10 protein-coding genes are annotated in these 16,152 nt (G+C 65.7%); 8 read left to right on the top strand and 2 right to left on the bottom strand.

Annotated elements, in window-relative coordinates; all coding sequences use genetic code 11:
• Positions 1-71: 71 nt before the first annotated feature.
• On the top strand, positions 72-989 hold the full coding sequence (kdgK, locus tag JLC71_RS01100) for a 2-dehydro-3-deoxygluconokinase (RefSeq protein WP_200916852.1): 918 nt from the start codon (positions 72-74) through the stop codon (positions 987-989).
• A gap of 62 nt (positions 990-1,051) precedes the next feature.
• Here kdgK and JLC71_RS01105 read toward each other — a convergent pair whose 3' ends face one another.
• Both JLC71_RS01105 and JLC71_RS01110 read right to left on the bottom strand, forming a co-directional pair.
• Positions 1,052-2,434, bottom strand: coding sequence for an ATP-binding protein (locus JLC71_RS01105; protein ID WP_200916853.1), 1,383 nt, complete (start codon positions 2,432-2,434; stop codon positions 1,052-1,054).
• Positions 2,431-3,144 (bottom strand): response regulator, encoded by a 714-nt coding sequence (locus JLC71_RS01110; protein ID WP_200916854.1) that lies wholly within the window; start codon positions 3,142-3,144, stop codon positions 2,431-2,433. Before JLC71_RS01110 ends, JLC71_RS01105 begins: the two co-directional genes overlap by 4 nt.
• Before the next feature lie 188 nt (positions 3,145-3,332).
• Between JLC71_RS01110 and JLC71_RS01115 the strand changes: the two genes are divergently transcribed.
• The 7 genes from JLC71_RS01115 (at position 3,333) to macB (ending at position 16,145) form a co-directional block, all read left to right on the top strand.
• Complete coding sequence (locus JLC71_RS01115) at positions 3,333-3,848, top strand: Spy/CpxP family protein refolding chaperone (protein ID WP_200916855.1); 516 nt, start codon at positions 3,333-3,335, stop codon at positions 3,846-3,848.
• 83 nt (positions 3,849-3,931) lie between these two features.
• Positions 3,932-5,164 (top strand): MdtA/MuxA family multidrug efflux RND transporter periplasmic adaptor subunit, encoded by a 1,233-nt coding sequence (locus JLC71_RS01120; RefSeq protein WP_200916856.1) that lies wholly within the window; start codon positions 3,932-3,934, stop codon positions 5,162-5,164.
• A gap of 130 nt (positions 5,165-5,294) precedes the next feature.
• Positions 5,295-8,387 carry an MdtB/MuxB family multidrug efflux RND transporter permease subunit gene (locus JLC71_RS01125; RefSeq protein ID WP_200916857.1) on the top strand — a complete coding sequence of 1,031 codons (3,093 nt, stop codon included), beginning with the start codon at positions 5,295-5,297 and terminating at the stop codon, positions 8,385-8,387.
• Entirely contained in the window at positions 8,384-11,485 is a 3,102-nt protein-coding gene (locus JLC71_RS01130) for a multidrug efflux RND transporter permease subunit (RefSeq protein WP_200916858.1), read from the top strand. The genes JLC71_RS01125 and JLC71_RS01130 overlap by 4 nt, the downstream gene beginning before the upstream one ends.
• A gap of 3 nt (positions 11,486-11,488) precedes the next feature.
• Positions 11,489-12,940, top strand: a complete 1,452-nt coding sequence (locus JLC71_RS01135) for an efflux transporter outer membrane subunit (protein ID WP_236250935.1) — start codon at positions 11,489-11,491, stop codon at positions 12,938-12,940.
• A gap of 81 nt (positions 12,941-13,021) precedes the next feature.
• Positions 13,022-14,185 carry a macrolide transporter subunit MacA gene (gene macA / locus JLC71_RS01140; RefSeq protein ID WP_200916859.1) on the top strand — a complete coding sequence of 388 codons (1,164 nt, stop codon included), beginning with the start codon at positions 13,022-13,024 and terminating at the stop codon, positions 14,183-14,185.
• A 1-nt stretch (position 14,186) separates the two neighbouring features.
• Positions 14,187-16,145 carry a macrolide ABC transporter ATP-binding protein/permease MacB gene (gene macB / locus JLC71_RS01145; RefSeq protein ID WP_200916860.1) on the top strand — a complete coding sequence of 653 codons (1,959 nt, stop codon included), beginning with the start codon at positions 14,187-14,189 and terminating at the stop codon, positions 16,143-16,145.
• The last annotated feature ends 7 nt before the right edge of the window (positions 16,146-16,152 follow it).

Consider the following 16,152-nt stretch of genomic DNA (forward strand, 5'->3'; position numbering starts at 1 on the left):
TGCCTCACCGGCAAGGTGCCCCCGACCACGCTTGTCGGGGGGCATCCGACTTCTGCTCAACTGGAAAAAACATGCTTCGGCAAACTGTCGCCGTGATCGGCGAGTGCATGGTCGAGCTGCAGCGCGAAGGCGCAGCGCTGACCTATCGTTTTGGCGGCGATACGCTCAATACCGCCGTTTATTTGTCCCGGCTTGTCGACCATGCCCGGATCGACGTGGCTTATGTGAGCGCGCTGGGCATCGATACGCTCAGCGATGAAATGCTCGCCGCGTGGCAGGCCGAGGCGATAGCCACGCGCCTGGTACAGCGTCTGGCCGACAAGCTGCCCGGCATGTACCTGATCGAGACCGACGCTCGCGGCGAGCGCAGTTTTCACTACTGGCGCAACGATTCTGCCGCCCGCTACTGGCTGCAGGGGCCGGGCGTGGCAGCGGTGATCGCGGCACTGGAAGGCGCCGACGTGGTGTATCTGTCCGGGATCAGCCTAGCGATTCTCTCGCCCGAGCATCGCCGCTTGCTGATCGATGTGCTCGCCCGTTGTCAGGGCCGAGGCGGACGGGTGGTGTTCGACAACAATTATCGTCCGCGTCTGTGGGAGGGCACCGCCGTTGCCATCGAGGCGTACCGGCAGGTGCTGGCGCTGGCCGATACCGCCTTGCTGACACTCGACGACGAGGCCGCGCTCTACGGTGACGCCGACGTCGATACCGTGCTGGCGCGCACCTTCGCGCTCGGCGTGCGCGAAGTGGTGATCAAGCGGGGAGGAGAATCGTGCATTGCTGCGACTCAAACCGAGCGCGTCGAGGTGGCGCCGGCACCGGTTGAACGCGTCGTCGATACCACCGCCGCCGGTGACTCCTTCGGTGCCGGTTATCTGGCCGCGCGGCTGGCCGGGAGCGATCTTGCCGGCGCGGCGCGTGCCGGCCATGCGCTTGCCGGCAAGGTCATCCAGCATCGTGGGGCGATCATCCCGCGCGAGGCGATGTAGGCCCGGCTGCAGCAAGGGCGTGTGTTCAAAGTTTGTCTCGTATGGCAAGACTGTGGGCAGGCTCAGGCCAGCGGCAAGGTCAGCACTACCACGAGGCCGCCGCCGGGGCGGTCTTCCAGCCGGATGTCGCCGCCGTGGCTGCGCGCGGTGGCGCGGGCGATGGCGAGGCCAAGGCCGCTGCCGCCGGTGTGCTTGGCGCGTGACGCCTCGAGCCGCACATAAGGTTCGAACACGCGCTCGCGATCGCTTTCGGCAATGCCGGGGCCGTGGTCGGCGATGCGGATTTCCAGTGTGTCGCCGGCCTCACACACGCCGACATCGATCTGCGCGCCGCCATAACGGCGGGCGTTGTCGAGCAGGTTCGAGAGGCAGCGGCGCAGCGCCAGCGGCCGGCCGGCGAGCGGGCGGCGGGTCTCGGCGCTGAGCGTCAGCTCGGCGCCGAGCGCTTCCATGTCCTCGATCACGCCGTCAAGCAGCGCAGCGACGTTGATCTTCACCGTCTTTTCACTGCTGGCATTGGCGCGCAGGAAGGCGAGGGTGTTGGCGATCATCTCGTCCATTTCGAGCAGATCATGCTCGATGCTGCCCTTGAGTGCCGGGTCTTGCAGTTTTTCCAGCCGCAGCCGCACGCGCGTGATCGGCAGGCGCAGGTCATGCGACACACCGGCCAGCGTCTGCGCGCGCGTTTCCAGATAGCGTTTGATGTCGCGCTGCATGGTGTTGAATGCGCGCGCGGCGTCGGCGACCTCCTGCGGGCCGGTCTCCAGCAGCGGCGCCTGATCGAGATTCCTGGCGAGGCCGGCGGCGGCGGCGGAGAACATCGCCAGCGGTCGCGTCAGCCGGCGTACCGCCCAGAACGACAGCAGCGATACCGAGATGCCAACCAGCAGCAGCCAGCCGAGCAAGCGGTAGGTGTCCTGCTGGTTGGTCTGCGGGATCGCGAAGCGAAACGTTGCTACCGTGCCATCGTCCAGCCTGGCCTGGGTCAGCACGAACAGCAGCGGCATCGGCCTGCGCATGCCGTTTTTATCCATGTCACGCATGCCGCGGTGGTGCGGCCGGTTCCGGTCGAGCTGGGCGCTCTTGAGCGAGAGCACCTGAAACGGGGTGGCGAGCTTGTCTTGCAGCACTTCGGTGAAGCTGGCGGCCTCGTCGCTGGCGGGCTCGGTCCTGGTTCGCCACGGATCGGCCAGCGTCAGGTGCGCCGGCGGCGCGTCAAGGATATGCACCAGACGTCCACGTTCGTCCGCCGGCGCATCGTTGAGCACGGCCACGATATCGGCGATGCGCTGCGCCGCGTACTCGCCGCGGATAAAGCGGGTGTAGCGCAGCTTGTCCTGCATCACCAGCCACATGCCGGCGAGGTTGGCGATGATCAGCCCGAGCATCAGCGCCAGGATCAATTGGCCGAGCAGGGTGCGTGGTCCGCGGAAAAAACGCCTCATGCACGCCGCTCCACCGTGGTCGCGAGCACATAACCTTCGCTGCGTACGGTCTTGATCAGCGCCGGTTCGCGCGCGTCGTCGCCAAGACGCCGGCGCAGGCGGCTGATCATCACGTCGATGGTGCGATCGAAGGGGCCCGATTCGCGCCCGGCGAGCACATCCATCAACTGGTCGCGCGACAGCACCCGGTTGGCGTGTTCGGCCAGCGCCGACAGCATGCGGAATTCGCCGGTCGACAGCGGCGTGACCACGCCGTCGCCGCCGACCAGATGGCGCGCGCCCAGATCGAGCGTCCAGCCGGCGAAGACGAGCTCGCGCGCGGCCTTTTCCTCGCCACCGCGTTCGTTCGCGCGCCGCAGGATGCTCTTGATCCTTGCCAGCAGTTCGCGCGGGTTGAACGGCTTGGGCAGGTAGTCGTCGGCGCCCATTTCCAGCCCGATGATGCGGTCGAGCTCGTCGCCGCGCGCCGTCAGCATCAGGATGGGCACCGACGACTGCGCCCGCAGATTGCGGCACAGCGTCAGGCCATCGTCACCGGGCAGCATCAGGTCGAGGATCACCATATCGAACGAGTGGTTCGCCAGTGCTGCGGCCATCGCCACGCCGTCGCCGGCTTCGGTGACGTGAAAGCCCTGATCACCCAGATAGCCCGAGAGCAGCGTGCGCAGATCGGCATCATCATCGACAACGAGCAGGGATTTGGAGGACATGGTCTGGCCTTGCTGGAATGGAACAATCTGATCCAAGGATAACGCCCGTGCGCGAGGGCGGGGCGCTTGTGACGCGCGGTTCACGCGGTTTTACATCCCGTTTACAAAAAGCCGTGTTTTGGCCAAACCCGGTTCACATCAGGGCGGTGTAATGGCGTTGCTTTCCCAAACACCGGAGGAACCGCAAGATGAAACTCAACCGTAAACTGATTTCCTGCGTCGCAGCCGCACTGATGCTGGGCACCGCCGTGGTCACCGTTGCCATGCCGCTGACGCCCGAAGCGCACGGCAGCTGGAGCCGCGAACACCGCCCGAGCGCCGAGCAATGGCAGCAGCGGACCGAGGCCCGTCTCGCCCGGATGGCCAACCGTCTGGAAATCAAGGCATCGCAGCAAGGCGCGTGGGATGCCTACGCCAAGAGCTACCGCGAAACTTTTGCACAGCCGAAGATGCCGGCAAGGGCGGATAATCTCGACGCCGCTGCGACGCTGCGCCAACGCGCCGCCTTTATGAACGAGCACGCCAAGCGTACCCTGCAACTGGCCGATGCGACCGAAACGCTGGCCAAATCGCTCACCGCCGAGCAACGCAAGGTGCTGGACGAGATGGCCCGCCGTGACGGTCATGGCATGCACAAGGGCATGCGCGGCCACCACCGTGGCCAGCCGCCGGTGGCGCCAGCGCCGCAGCCGAACGCGCAATAATGCAGTCCTGATGGATGAGGGCCGCCCTAAGGGTGGCCCGAAGCCGTTTTCAAACCCGCCGAACGCCTGACACCGGATCGACCATGCCTCACACCGCCCCCGAAACCCCGCCGCGTACGCCTCATCGCCGCTGGTGGATTGCCGCCATCATCGTTGTGCTTGCTGGCGGAGGCTGGTTGCTGATGCGTGAAGCGCCACCGACGACGGCCAAGGCGGGCGGGCGTGGCGGCATGGCGATGAACGGGCCGCAGCCGGTGCAGGCCAAGCCGGTGACGACCGGCGATATGCCGGTCTATCTGTCCGGGCTGGGCACGGTGACCGCGGCCAATACGGTGACGGTGCGCAGTCAGGTCGGCGGCCAGTTGATGAAGCTGCATTTCAGCGAGGGCCAGATCGTCAAGGAAGGGCAGTTGCTGGCCGAGGTCGACCCGCGACCGTTCCAGGTGGCGCTGACGCAGGCCGAAGGCCAGATGGCCAAGGATGCCGCACTGCTCGCCAATGCCCGTGCCGATCTGGCGCGCTACCAGCAATTGCTGCAGCAAGAATCGATCGCCCGCCAGCAGGTCGACACGCAACTGGCGCTGGTGCGCCAGTACGAGGGCGCGGTCAAGGTCGATCAGGGCGCGATCGACAGCGCCCGGCTCAATCTGACCTATTCGCGCGTCACCGCGCCGGTGGCCGGGCGCGTCGGTTTGCGCCAGGTCGATCCGGGTAATCTGGTGAGCGCCAGCGACACCAACGGTCTGGTCGTGATCACCACGGTGGCGCCGATCAATGTGCTGTTCACGCTGCCCGAAGCGCAACTGCCGCAGGTGCTGGCGCCGCTGAACGCCGGCGAAACGCTGGCGGTCGAGGCGTGGGATCGCGGCATGGCCAAGCTCGTCGCCAGCGGCAAGCTGGTGACCGTCGACAACCAGATCGACACCACCACCGGCACCGTCAAGCTGAAGGCGCAGTTCGCCAACGGCGACGGCATGCTGTTCCCGAATCAGTTCGTCAACGCCCGCATCAAGGTCGCCGATCTACGGGGCGTGCAGATTGCGCCGGCTGCATCCATCCAGCACGGCAGCCAGGGCAGCTTTGTCTGGGCCGTGGGTCAGGACAGCAAGGTGGCGATGCGGCTGGTGAAAACCGGGCCGACCCTGGGTGAGCGCGTGGTGATCCTTGAGGGCGTCAAGGCCGGCGACAAGGTTGTCACCGACGGGGCCGACCGCCTGCGCGAAGGCGCTCAGGTCGAAGTCGTCGATCCGGCCAAGCGCAATGCCAGCGGTACGGCATCGCGTCCGCAAGGCCGTCGCGCGAAGGCCGAACAGTGATGTACGGAGCGGCTGACAAAAGCCAGCGCAGCGGTGCTGGCAAGGCGTGCGAAGCACAGACAGTACAAGCAAGTACGGCAAGCGAGCACAACGCAGCCCGCAGGCTTTGGACTGCCGCGAGGGCTGAAGCATGAATCCGTCCCGGCTGTTCATTCTCCGTCCGGTGGCGACCTCGCTGCTGATGATCGCGATCCTGCTCGCCGGCCTCGTCGCCTACCGGGTGTTGCCGATCTCGGCGCTGCCCGAGGTCGATTACCCGACGATCCAGGTCGTCACGCTGTATCCGGGCGCCAGCCCCGACGTCACCACCTCGTCGATTACCGCGCCGCTGGAGCGCCAGTTCGGCCAGATGCCGGGCCTGAAGCAGATGAGCTCGCAAAGCTCGGGCGGCGCGTCGGTCATCACCCTGCAGTTCGGGCTCGAGCTGGGCCTCGACATCGCCGAGCAGGAAGTCCAGGCGGCGATCAACGCCGCCAGCAACCTGCTGCCGAGCGATCTGCCCAATCCGCCGGTGTACAACAAGGTCAACCCGGCCGACGTGCCGGTGCTGACGCTGGCGGTGATGTCGAAATCGATGCCGCTGACGAAGGTGCAGGACCTGATCGATACCCGCGTGGCGGCGAAGATTTCGCAGCTGCCCGGCGTCGGCCTTGTCAGTGTCTCGGGCGGCATGCGCCCGGCGGTGCGGGTGCAGGTGAATCCGCGCGCGGTGGCTGCGCTCGGGCTTGATCTCGACACCATCCGCAATGCGATCGGCAATGCCAACGTCAACGGCGCCAAGGGCAATTTCGACGGCCCGAGCAAGGCATCGACGATTTCGGCCAACGACCAGCTCGCTTCGCCCGACGAATACCGCCAGCTGATCATCGCCTACAAGAACGGCGCGCCGATTCGCCTCGGCGACGTCGCCGACGTGATCGACGGCGCCGAGAACAACAAGCTCGCCGCCTGGGCCAACGAGCGCGCCGCGCTGGTGATCAATGTGCAGCGCCAGCCGGGCGCCAACGTGATCCAGACGGTCGACCGGATCAAGGCGCTGCTGCCGCAATTGCAGGCGGCGCTTCCCGGTGCGCTGGAGGTCCAGATCCTGACCGACCGCACCACGACGATCCGTGCCTCGGTCAAGGACGTGCAGTTCGAGTTGCTGCTGGCGATCGTGCTGGTGGTCGCGGTGATCTTCCTGTTTCTGCGCAATGTGTCGGCGACGCTGATCCCCGGCATCGCCGTGCCGCTGTCCCTGATCGGCACCTTCGCGGTGATGCATCAGGCCGGCTTCTCGATCAACAATCTCAGCCTGATGGCGCTGACGATCGCGACCGGCTTCGTCGTCGACGATGCGATCGTGATGATCGAGAACATCGCCCGCTATATCGAGCAGGGCGATCCGCCGCTGGAAGCCGCGCTCAAGGGCGCCGGCGAGATAGGTTTCACCATCATCTCGCTGACGCTGTCGCTGATTGCGGTGCTGATTCCGCTGCTGTTCATGGGCGACGTCGTCGGCCGGCTGTTCCGCGAGTTCGCGATCACGCTGTCGGTGGCTATCGTGATCTCGATGATCGTTTCGCTGACCTTGACGCCGATGATGTGCGCCAAGCTGTTGAAGCACGTGCCCGAGGAAAAGCAGGGCCGCTTCTACCACGCGGCCGGCGCCTTCTTCGAGCGGATGATCGCCTACTACGGCAGGAAGCTGACCTGGGTGCTCGAACACCAGACCGCGACGCTGTGGGTGGCCATAGGCACGCTGGTGCTGACGGGTCTCTTGTACGTGTGGATTCCGAAGGGCTTTTTCCCGAGCCAGGATACCGGCGTGATCCAAGGCATTACCGAGGCACCGCAGTCGGTGTCGTTCGCGGCGATGGCCGAGCGCCAGCAGGCGCTGGCGAAGATCGTGTTGCAGGACCCGGATGTCGAGAGCCTGTCGTCGTTCATCGGTGTCGACGGCACCAACGCGACGCTCAACAGCGGGCGGATGCAGATCAACCTGCGGCCGCTCGAAGACCGCAAGGACAGGGCGCCGGCGATCATCGCCCGGCTGCAGGACAAGCTCGCCCACGTCGAGGGCATCCGGCTGTATATGCAGTCGGTGCAGGACCTGACCATCGAAGACCGTGTCAGCCGCACCCAGTACCAGTTCACGCTGGAAGCATCCGACCCGGCGCTGTTGTCCGAGTGGACCGGCAAGCTCGTCGAGCGGCTGAACCGCGAACCGTCGCTGGCCGATGTCACCAGCGATCTGCAGGACAAGGGCCTTGTCAGCTACATCGACATTGACCGCGACGCCGCCAGCCGTTTGGGGATCTCGGTGCAGGCGATCGACAACGCGCTCTACAACGCCTACGGCCAGCGGCTGGTGTCGACGATCTTCACCCAGTCCAACCAGTATCGCGTGGTGCTCGAAGCCGAGCCCGAGATGCAGCGTGGCCCGCAATCACTGAACGATCTGTATCTGACCTCCAGCAGCGGTACCCAGGTGCCGCTGGGCAGCATTGCCACGGTGTCCGAGCGCTACGGCTCGCTGGTGATCAACCATCTGGGCCAGTTCCCGGCGGTGACGATGTCGTTCAACCTTGCGCCCGGCGCCTCGCTTGGCGCGGCGGTCGAGGCGATCAAGGCGGCCGAGGCCGAGATTGGCGTGCCGGTGGCGGTGCAGACGCAGTTCCAGGGCGCGGCGCTGGCGTTCCAGGCGGCGCTGGATAACCAGCTGTGGCTGATCCTTGCGGCGATCGTGACGATGTATATCGTGCTCGGCGTGCTGTACGAGAGCTATATCCATCCGGTCACGATTCTGTCGACCCTGCCGTCGGCCGGCGTCGGCGCGCTCTTGGCGCTGATGGCCTCGGGTAACGATCTGAGCGTGATCGCGATCATCGGCATCGTGCTGCTGATTGGCATCGTCAAGAAGAACGCGATCATGATGATCGACTTCGCGCTCGACGCCGAACGCGAGCAGGGCATGGCGCCGCGTGAGGCGATCTATCAGGCCGCGCTGCTGCGCTTCAGGCCGATCCTGATGACGACGATGGCGGCATTGCTTGGCGCGCTGCCGCTGATGCTCGGCACCGGCGTTGGCGCCGAGCTGCGGCATCCGCTCGGCGTGGCGATGGTCGGCGGGCTGATCTTCAGCCAGGTGCTCACGCTGTTCACCACGCCGGTGATCTACCTCGCCTTCGACCGGCTGGCGCGGCGCGTCAAGGCTGGCCGCGCCGCGGCGGCGGACGCATGAATCTCTCCAAACTCTTCATCAATCGCCCGGTGGCGACGACGCTGCTGATGCTCGGCATCGTGCTCGCCGGGCTGATCGGCTACAAGTTGCTGCCGGTCGCGCCGCTGCCGCAGGTCGATTACCCGACGATCTCGGTCTCGGCCAGCCTGCCCGGCGCCAGCCCCGAGACGATGGCGGCGACGGTGGCGACGCCGCTGGAGCGCGCCTTCGGCCGCATTGCCGGCATTACCGAGATGACCTCGTCAAGCTCGCTCGGCAGCACGCGGGTGACCTTGCAGTTCGACCTCGACCGCGACATCAACGGCGCCGCGCGCGATGTGCAGGCGGCGATCAATGCCGCCAAGGATCTGTTGCCGAGCAGCCTGACCAGCAACCCGAGCTATCGCAAGGTCAACCCGTCCGACTCGCCGATCATGATTCTGGCGCTGACCTCGCCGACGATGAGCCAGGGGCAGATGTACGACTTCGCGTCGACCGTGGTCGCGCAGAAGCTGCTGCAGATCAGCGGTGTCGGCGACGTCAACGTCGGCGGCAGTTCGCTGCCGGCGGTGCGGGTCGAGCTGAATCCGGATGCGCTGGCGCATCAGGGCGTGTCGCTCGACGCGGTGCGCACGGCGATCGATCAGGCCAACGTCAACCGTCCCAAGGGCTCGGTCGAGGACGGCGAGCGGCGCTGGCAGATCGAGGCCAATGATCAGGCCAAGAAGGCCGCCGATTACATGCCGCTGATCGTGTCCTACAACAGCCAGACCGGCGCCGGCGTGCGGCTGTCCGATATCGCCAATGTGCGCGATGCGGTCGAGAACAGCCGCAACGCCGGTTCGGCCAACGGCAAGCCGTCGGTGCTGTTGATCATCACCCGCGCGCCCGGCGCCAATATCGTCGACACGGTCGACCGGATTCGCGCCGAGTTGCCGATGCTCAGGGCATCGCTGCCGGGCGCGGTGACGCTGACCGTGCAGATGGACAGATCGCCGACGATCCGCGCCTCGCTTGAAGAGGTCGAGCGCACGCTCTTGATCGCGGTGGCGCTGGTGATCCTGGTCGTCTACCTGTTCATCGGCAACGCCCGCGCCACGCTGATTCCGTGCGTGGTGGTGCCGGTGTCGCTGATCGGCAGTCTGGCGGCGATGTATATGCTTGGCTACAGCCTCAACAACCTGTCCTTGATGGCGCTGATCATCGCGACCGGTTTCGTCGTCGACGATGCGATCGTCGTGCTCGAAAACGTCGCCCGGCATATCGAAGACGGCGTCAAACCGTTCGCCGCGGCCTTGCAGGGCGCGCAAGAGGTCGGCTTTACCGTGCTGTCGATGAGCATCTCGCTCGTTGCGGTGTTCATCCCGTTGCTGTTGATGGGCGGCCTGCCGGGGCGGCTGTTCCAGGAGTTCGCGGTGACGCTGTCGGTGGCGATCCTGATCTCGATGGTCGTATCGCTGTCGATGACGCCGATGATGTGCGCGCGGCTGTTGCGCGCCGACGATCACAAGCGCAAACCCAACTGGCTGGTCGGCGCGTTCGGCCGTTTTTTCGACCGGCTGCACAAGGGCTATGCCAGATCGCTGGGCTGGGCGCTGCGGCATTCGCTGCTGACGGTGCTGATCCTGATCATCACGGTGGTGCTGAACATCCATCTGTACCGGACGATTCCGAAGGGCTTTTTCCCCGAGCAGGACATCGGCCGGGTGTCGGGCTTCATCCAGGCCGACCAGAGCATCTCGTTCCAGGCGATGAAGGTGAAAATGCAGGTCTTCATCGACATCGTCCGCGCCGATCCGGCGGTGGCGACGGTGACGGCGTTCACCGGCGGCCGCGGCGGCACCAATAGCGGCTCGATGTTCATTTCGCTCAAACCGCTGGGCGAGCGCACCGAGTCGGCGCAGCAGGTGATCGGGCGGCTGCGCGGCAAGCTGGCGCACGAGCCCGGCGCGCGGCTGTTCATGGTGCCCGATCAGGACATCCGCATCGGCGGCCGGCAGGGCAATGCGGCGTACCAGTTCACCTTGCAGGGCGACGATCTGCAGACGCTGCGCGCGTGGGAGCCGAAAATCCGCCAGGCGATGCTGGCGATTCCGCTGCTCGCCGACGTGAATACCGACCAGCAGGACAAGGGCGTGGAAACCGCGCTCGAGGTCGATCGTGATGCCGCGTCCAGATTGGGACTGTCGGCCGAGGACATCGACAATGTGCTCAACAACGCCTTCGGCCAGCGGCAGGTGTCGAACATCTATTCGACGCTGAACCAGTATCACGTGGTGATGGAAGTTGCGCCGCAGTACGCGCAAAGCCCCGAGGCGCTGGCGAAACTGTTCGTGATCGGCCCGAACGGCGCGCAGATTCCGCTCTCGGCATTCGCGCACTGGGCGCCGGCGTTCACGCCGCTGTCGGTCAACCATCAGGGCCAGTTCGCCGCGACGACGATCTCGTTCAACCTGCAGCCCGGCGTGTCCTTGTCACAGGCGACCGAGGCGATCAACACCGAAATGGCGCGGCTTGGCGTGCCGACCAGCGTGCAGGGCAGTTTCGCCGGCACCGCCAAGGCCTTCCAGAGCTCGGTGAACAACCAGCCGCTCTTGATCCTGGCGGCGATCATCGCCGTCTACATCGTGCTCGGCATTCTGTACGAAAGCCTGATCCATCCGCTGACCATCCTCTCGACCCTGCCGTCGGCCGGCATCGGCGCCTTGCTGGCGCTGATGCTGTTCAAGACCGATTTCAGCCTGATCGCGCTGGTCGGTGTGCTGCTCTTGATCGGTATCGTCAAGAAGAACGCGATCATGATGATCGACTTCGCGCTCGACGCCGAACGCAAGGACGGGCTGAGTTCGCGTGATGCGATCTACAAGGCCTGTTTGCTGCGCTTCCGGCCGATCCTGATGACGACGATGGCCGCGCTCTTTGGCGCCTTGCCGCTGGCGCTGGGCCACGGCGACGGTGCCGAATTGCGCCAGCCGCTCGGCATCGCCATTGTCGGCGGTCTGGTGATGAGCCAGCTGCTGACGCTCTACACGACCCCGGTCGTTTACCTTTACCTCGATCGCTTGCGCCTGTGGGGCGGCCGCCAATGGGCGGCGCTGCATGCGCGCAAGGAGGCCTGATCCATGTTCCGTATCCCCATGCGTATCCGCACACTTCCGCTGATCCTTGCCTTTGCGCTGACCGGTTGCGCCGTCGGCCCCGATTATCAGCGACCCGACTCCGCGGCGTCCGGCCCGGCCGCTGCCGCCGAGTTCCGCGAAGTGCCAGAAGGCTGGAAAGTCGCCACGCCGGCCGACCACGTGCCGCGTGGCGCCTGGTGGACGATCTACAATGATCCGCTGCTGAACGATCTTGCATCGCAGGTCGATGTGTCGAACCAGAACGTGATCGCCGCGGTCGCGCGTTACCGCCAGGCCAGGGCGAGCGCGCAGGAGGCGAGAGCGGCGTTCTTCCCGACGCTGGGCTTGAGTTACTCGGGCGGGCGTAACGGTTCGGTCGACAAGAGCACGAATGCCGCGCAGGTGCAGAACAGCCAGAGCCTGTCGCTCGATGCGAGCTGGGAGCCGGACATCTGGGGCGGTATCCGCCGCAGCGTCGAATCATCGGATGCCGGCGCGCAGGCCAGCGCGGCCGATCTGGCCGCCGCGCGCCTGTCGGCGCAGGCCGAGCTGGTGCAGGACTATCTGCAGCTGCGGATCATCGACGCGCAGAAACGCCTCGCCGATGACACCGTCGCCGCGTACACGCGCTCGCTGACGCTGACGCAGAACAAGTACGCCGCCGGCATCGTCACCAAGGCCGACGTCGCGCAGGCGAAAAGCCAGCTCAAGAGCGCCGAAGCGCAGTCGATCGATCTCGAGTTGAGCCGCCGCCAGCTTGAACATGCAATCGCGATCCTCGTCGGCAAGGCGCCGGCGCAGTTCGCGCTCGCCGCCGATGCAGGCTGGCGGCCGTCGCTGCCGGTGACGCCGGCGGGGCTGCCGTCACAACTTCTGGAGCGCCGCCCCGACATCGCCAGTGCCGAGCGCGCGGTGACGTCGGCGAATGCGCAGATCGGCGTCGCCAAGGCGGCGTTCTTTCCGTCGCTGGTGCTGACCGCGACCGGCGGCTTGCAAACCGCCAGCCTCTCGGACTGGTTCAACGCGCCGGGCCGGGTCTGGGCGCTGGGTGCCGCAGTCGCCGAGACGATCTTCGACGGCGGCGCGCGCGAGGCGCGCAGCGATCAGGCCGTGGCCGCCTACGATGTCTCGGTCGCAACGTACCGGCAGACGGTGCTCGGCGGTTTGCAGGAGGTCGAGGACAACCTCGTGGCAATCGCCCTGCTCGGCAAGGAAACGCTGGCGCAGAACGAAGCCGTCGACGCCGCGCGCGAGGCCGAACGGCTGGCGTTGAACCAATACACGGCCGGCACGGTCGATTACCTCAACGTTGCCAGCGCGCAAGCCACGCGTTACAGCAGTGAAAAAACCGCGCTGCAGCTCGTCGGCCGGCAATTGTCCGCCAGCGTGCTGCTGGTCAAGGCGATCGGCGGCGGCTGGGATGGCGACGTTGCGCCGCAGATCGCCAACAAGTAATTACAAATAGCGCCTATGTTTTCATGCGGCCGGATTTAGACTGCGCCGGTCAATGAAGGCACAGGCCTGACCGGTTCCCGTATGAAACTCAAGAAACGCCCGCTGCGCTGGCTGCTCGCCATCGCGCTACTCGTCCTTTTCGCCTGGCTGCTGCGCCACTTCGTGTTTCCGCCGGCGCCACCGCAATACCTGACCGCCACGGTGGCGAAGATGGACCTCGAAGAGGCCGTACTCGCCAGCGGCACGCTCAAGCCGGTGAAGCAGGTCAGCGTCGGCGCGCAGGTCAACGGCCAGCTCAAGTCGCTCAAGGTGAAGCTCGGTGATCGGGTCAGCAAGGGGCAGTTGCTGGCCGAGATCGATCCGGTGCTGCAGCAGAACGACCTGAAGAAGGCCGAGGCGGGGCTGGCCAATGTCGAGGCGCAAAAGCGCGCCAAGGCGGCACAGCTCGTCCAGTACACGCTGGCGCTGAAACGCCAGCAGACGATGATCGCCGGCGACGCCAGTTCGCGCGCCGATCTGGAAAGCGCGCAGGCGCAGCTGGATGCGACCCGTGCCGAACTGGCCGCGCTTGACGCGCAGATTCGCCAGTCCGGCGTCGAGGTCGATACCGCCAAGGCCAACCTTGGCTATACGCGTATCGCCGCGCCGATGGATGGCGAGGTCATTTCGGTCGTCACCCAGGAAGGCCAGACCGTGGTATCGGCGCAGAGCGCACCCACCATCCTGATCCTGGCCAATGTCGACACCATGACGATCAAGGCGCAGGTTTCCGAGGCCGATGTGGTGCGGGTGAAGCCGGGGCAAGCGGTGTATTTCACCATTCTCGGCGCGCCGGACAAGCGTTTCGACGGCAAGCTGCGCGCGATCGAGCCGGCGCCCGAATCGATCACCGCCGACAGCACGTCGACGACCACCGCGGTCTATTACAACGGCCTCTTCGATGTGCCGAATCCCGAGCGCCTGCTGAAGACGTCGATGACGGCACAGGTTTCCATCGTGCTGGGGGTGGCCAAGCAGGTGCCGGCGGTGCCGGTGGCGGCGCTGGGCAAACGCGGCAAGGACGGCCGTTATGCGGTGCAGGTGCTCAAAGACGGCAAGCCGCAGCAGCGGCAGGTTCGTCTTGGCCTGAACGACAATATCAACGCGCAGGTGCTCGACGGCCTCAAGGACGGCGAAAAGGTGATCGTCGGCGATCCGACGCAAGCGGCCGCCGATGCCGCCAAGCAAGATCAGGCAGAACGCTGAAATGGCCGAGCCGCTGCTGGTATTGAGCCAGCTTGAACGCCGCTTCCCGGCCGGTGACGACGAAGTCACCGTGCTCAAGGACATCAACCTGACGATAGCCGCCGGCGAGATGGTCGCCATCGTCGGTCAGTCGGGTTCGGGCAAGTCGACGCTGATGAATATCCTCGGCTGCCTCGACAAGCCGTCCTCCGGCAGCTACAAGATCGCCGGGCGCGAAACGCGCGAACTGGCCGGCGACGATCTGGCGACGCTGCGGCGCGAATACTTCGGCTTCATTTTCCAACGCTACCACCTGCTGCCGCATCTGAGCGCCGAAGAAAACGTCGAGATCCCGGCGGTCTACGCCAGCACCGACAAGGCGCACCGGCGCGAACGGGCGAGGGCGCTGTTGACGCGGCTCGGCCTGGCCGACCGTACCCGCCACCGGCCGAGCCAGCTTTCGGGCGGCCAGCAGCAGCGCGTCAGTATCGCTCGCGCGCTGATGAACGGCGGCGACGTGATCCTCGCCGACGAACCGACCGGCGCGCTCGACAGCCACAGCGGCGCCGAGGTGATGGCCATCCTGCGCGAGCTGCACCAGCGCGGTCATACGGTGATCATCGTCACCCACGATATGCAGGTGGCGAGCAATGCCGGGCGCATCATCGAGTTGCGCGACGGCGAGGTCATCGCCGACCGGCCGAATCCGCAGCCGAACGAGGCCGAACGGGTCAAGCTGGAAAAGCCGGCGCGTCACATGAGCCACAACCTGCTGCACGCGAACTGGGGCCGCTTCGGCGAGGCGTTCAAGATGGCGTGGATCGCGATGGCGTCGCACCGGATGCGCACCTTGCTGACCATGCTCGGCATCATCATCGGCATCACCTCGGTGGTGTCGGTGGTCGCGCTCGGGCAGGGCGCGCGGCAGAAGGTGATCGACGACGTCAGTGCGATCGGCACCAATACCATCGATGTGTTTCCCGGCAAGGACTGGGGCGACGACAAGGCGGCGAGCATACGTACGCTGCTGCCCGGCGACGTGCGCGCGCTGGCGTCGCAGTTCTACGTCGACAGCGTCACGCCCGAGGTGGCGACCAGCCAGATGCTGCGGCTTGGCAATATCAAGGTCAACGCGCAGATCACCGGCGTCGGCGAGCAGTATTTTCGCGTTCGCGGACTGAAGATGGCGCAGGGCGCGCCGTTCCAGAGCGCCGATGTGAGCCGGCAGTCGCAGGTGGTGGTGATCGACGAAAACACCCGCAAGAAGCTGTTTCCGCACGGCGAGAATCCGATCGGCGAAGTGATCCTGCTCGGCAGCCTGCCCAGCCGCATCATCGCGGTGACCGAGAAAAAGGAAAGCCCGTTCGGTGGCGAATCCAGCCTCAACGTCTGGGTGCCGTACACCACGGCGATGGGCCGGCTGATGGGGCAAAGGCATTTCGGCAGCATCACCGTGCGCATTCGCGACGGCATGCCGAACGATCTGGCCGAACAGAGCCTGACCAGGTTGTTGACGCTGCGCCACGGCAGCAAGGATTTCTTCACCTATTCCAGCGACAGCATCCTCAAGACGGTCGAAAAAACCACGGCGACGCTGACCCTGCTGGTGTCGGCGATCGCGGTGATTTCGCTGGTCGTCGGCGGGATCGGCGTGATGAACATCATGCTGGTGTCGGTGACCGAACGCACCCGCGAGATCGGCATCCGCATGGCCGTGGGCGCGCGCCAGGGCGACATCATGCAGCAGTTCCTGATCGAGGCCGTGCTGGTGTGCCTGATCGGCGGGCTGATCGGCGTGGCGCTGTCCTTCGGCTTTGGCATGCTGTTTTCGATGTTCGTATCGATGATGACGATGAAATTTTCCTGGGCCTCGATTGCCGCCGCCTGCGTGTGCTCGACGCTGATCGGCGTCGCCTTCGGCTTCCTGCCGGCGCGCAATGCCGCACGCCTCGATCCGATCGAAGCCCTTGCCCGTGAATGAGATGACC

This window comes from Jeongeupia sp. HS-3, from assembly GCF_015140455.1.
Taxonomy (GTDB): domain Bacteria; phylum Pseudomonadota; class Gammaproteobacteria; order Burkholderiales; family Chitinibacteraceae; genus Jeongeupia.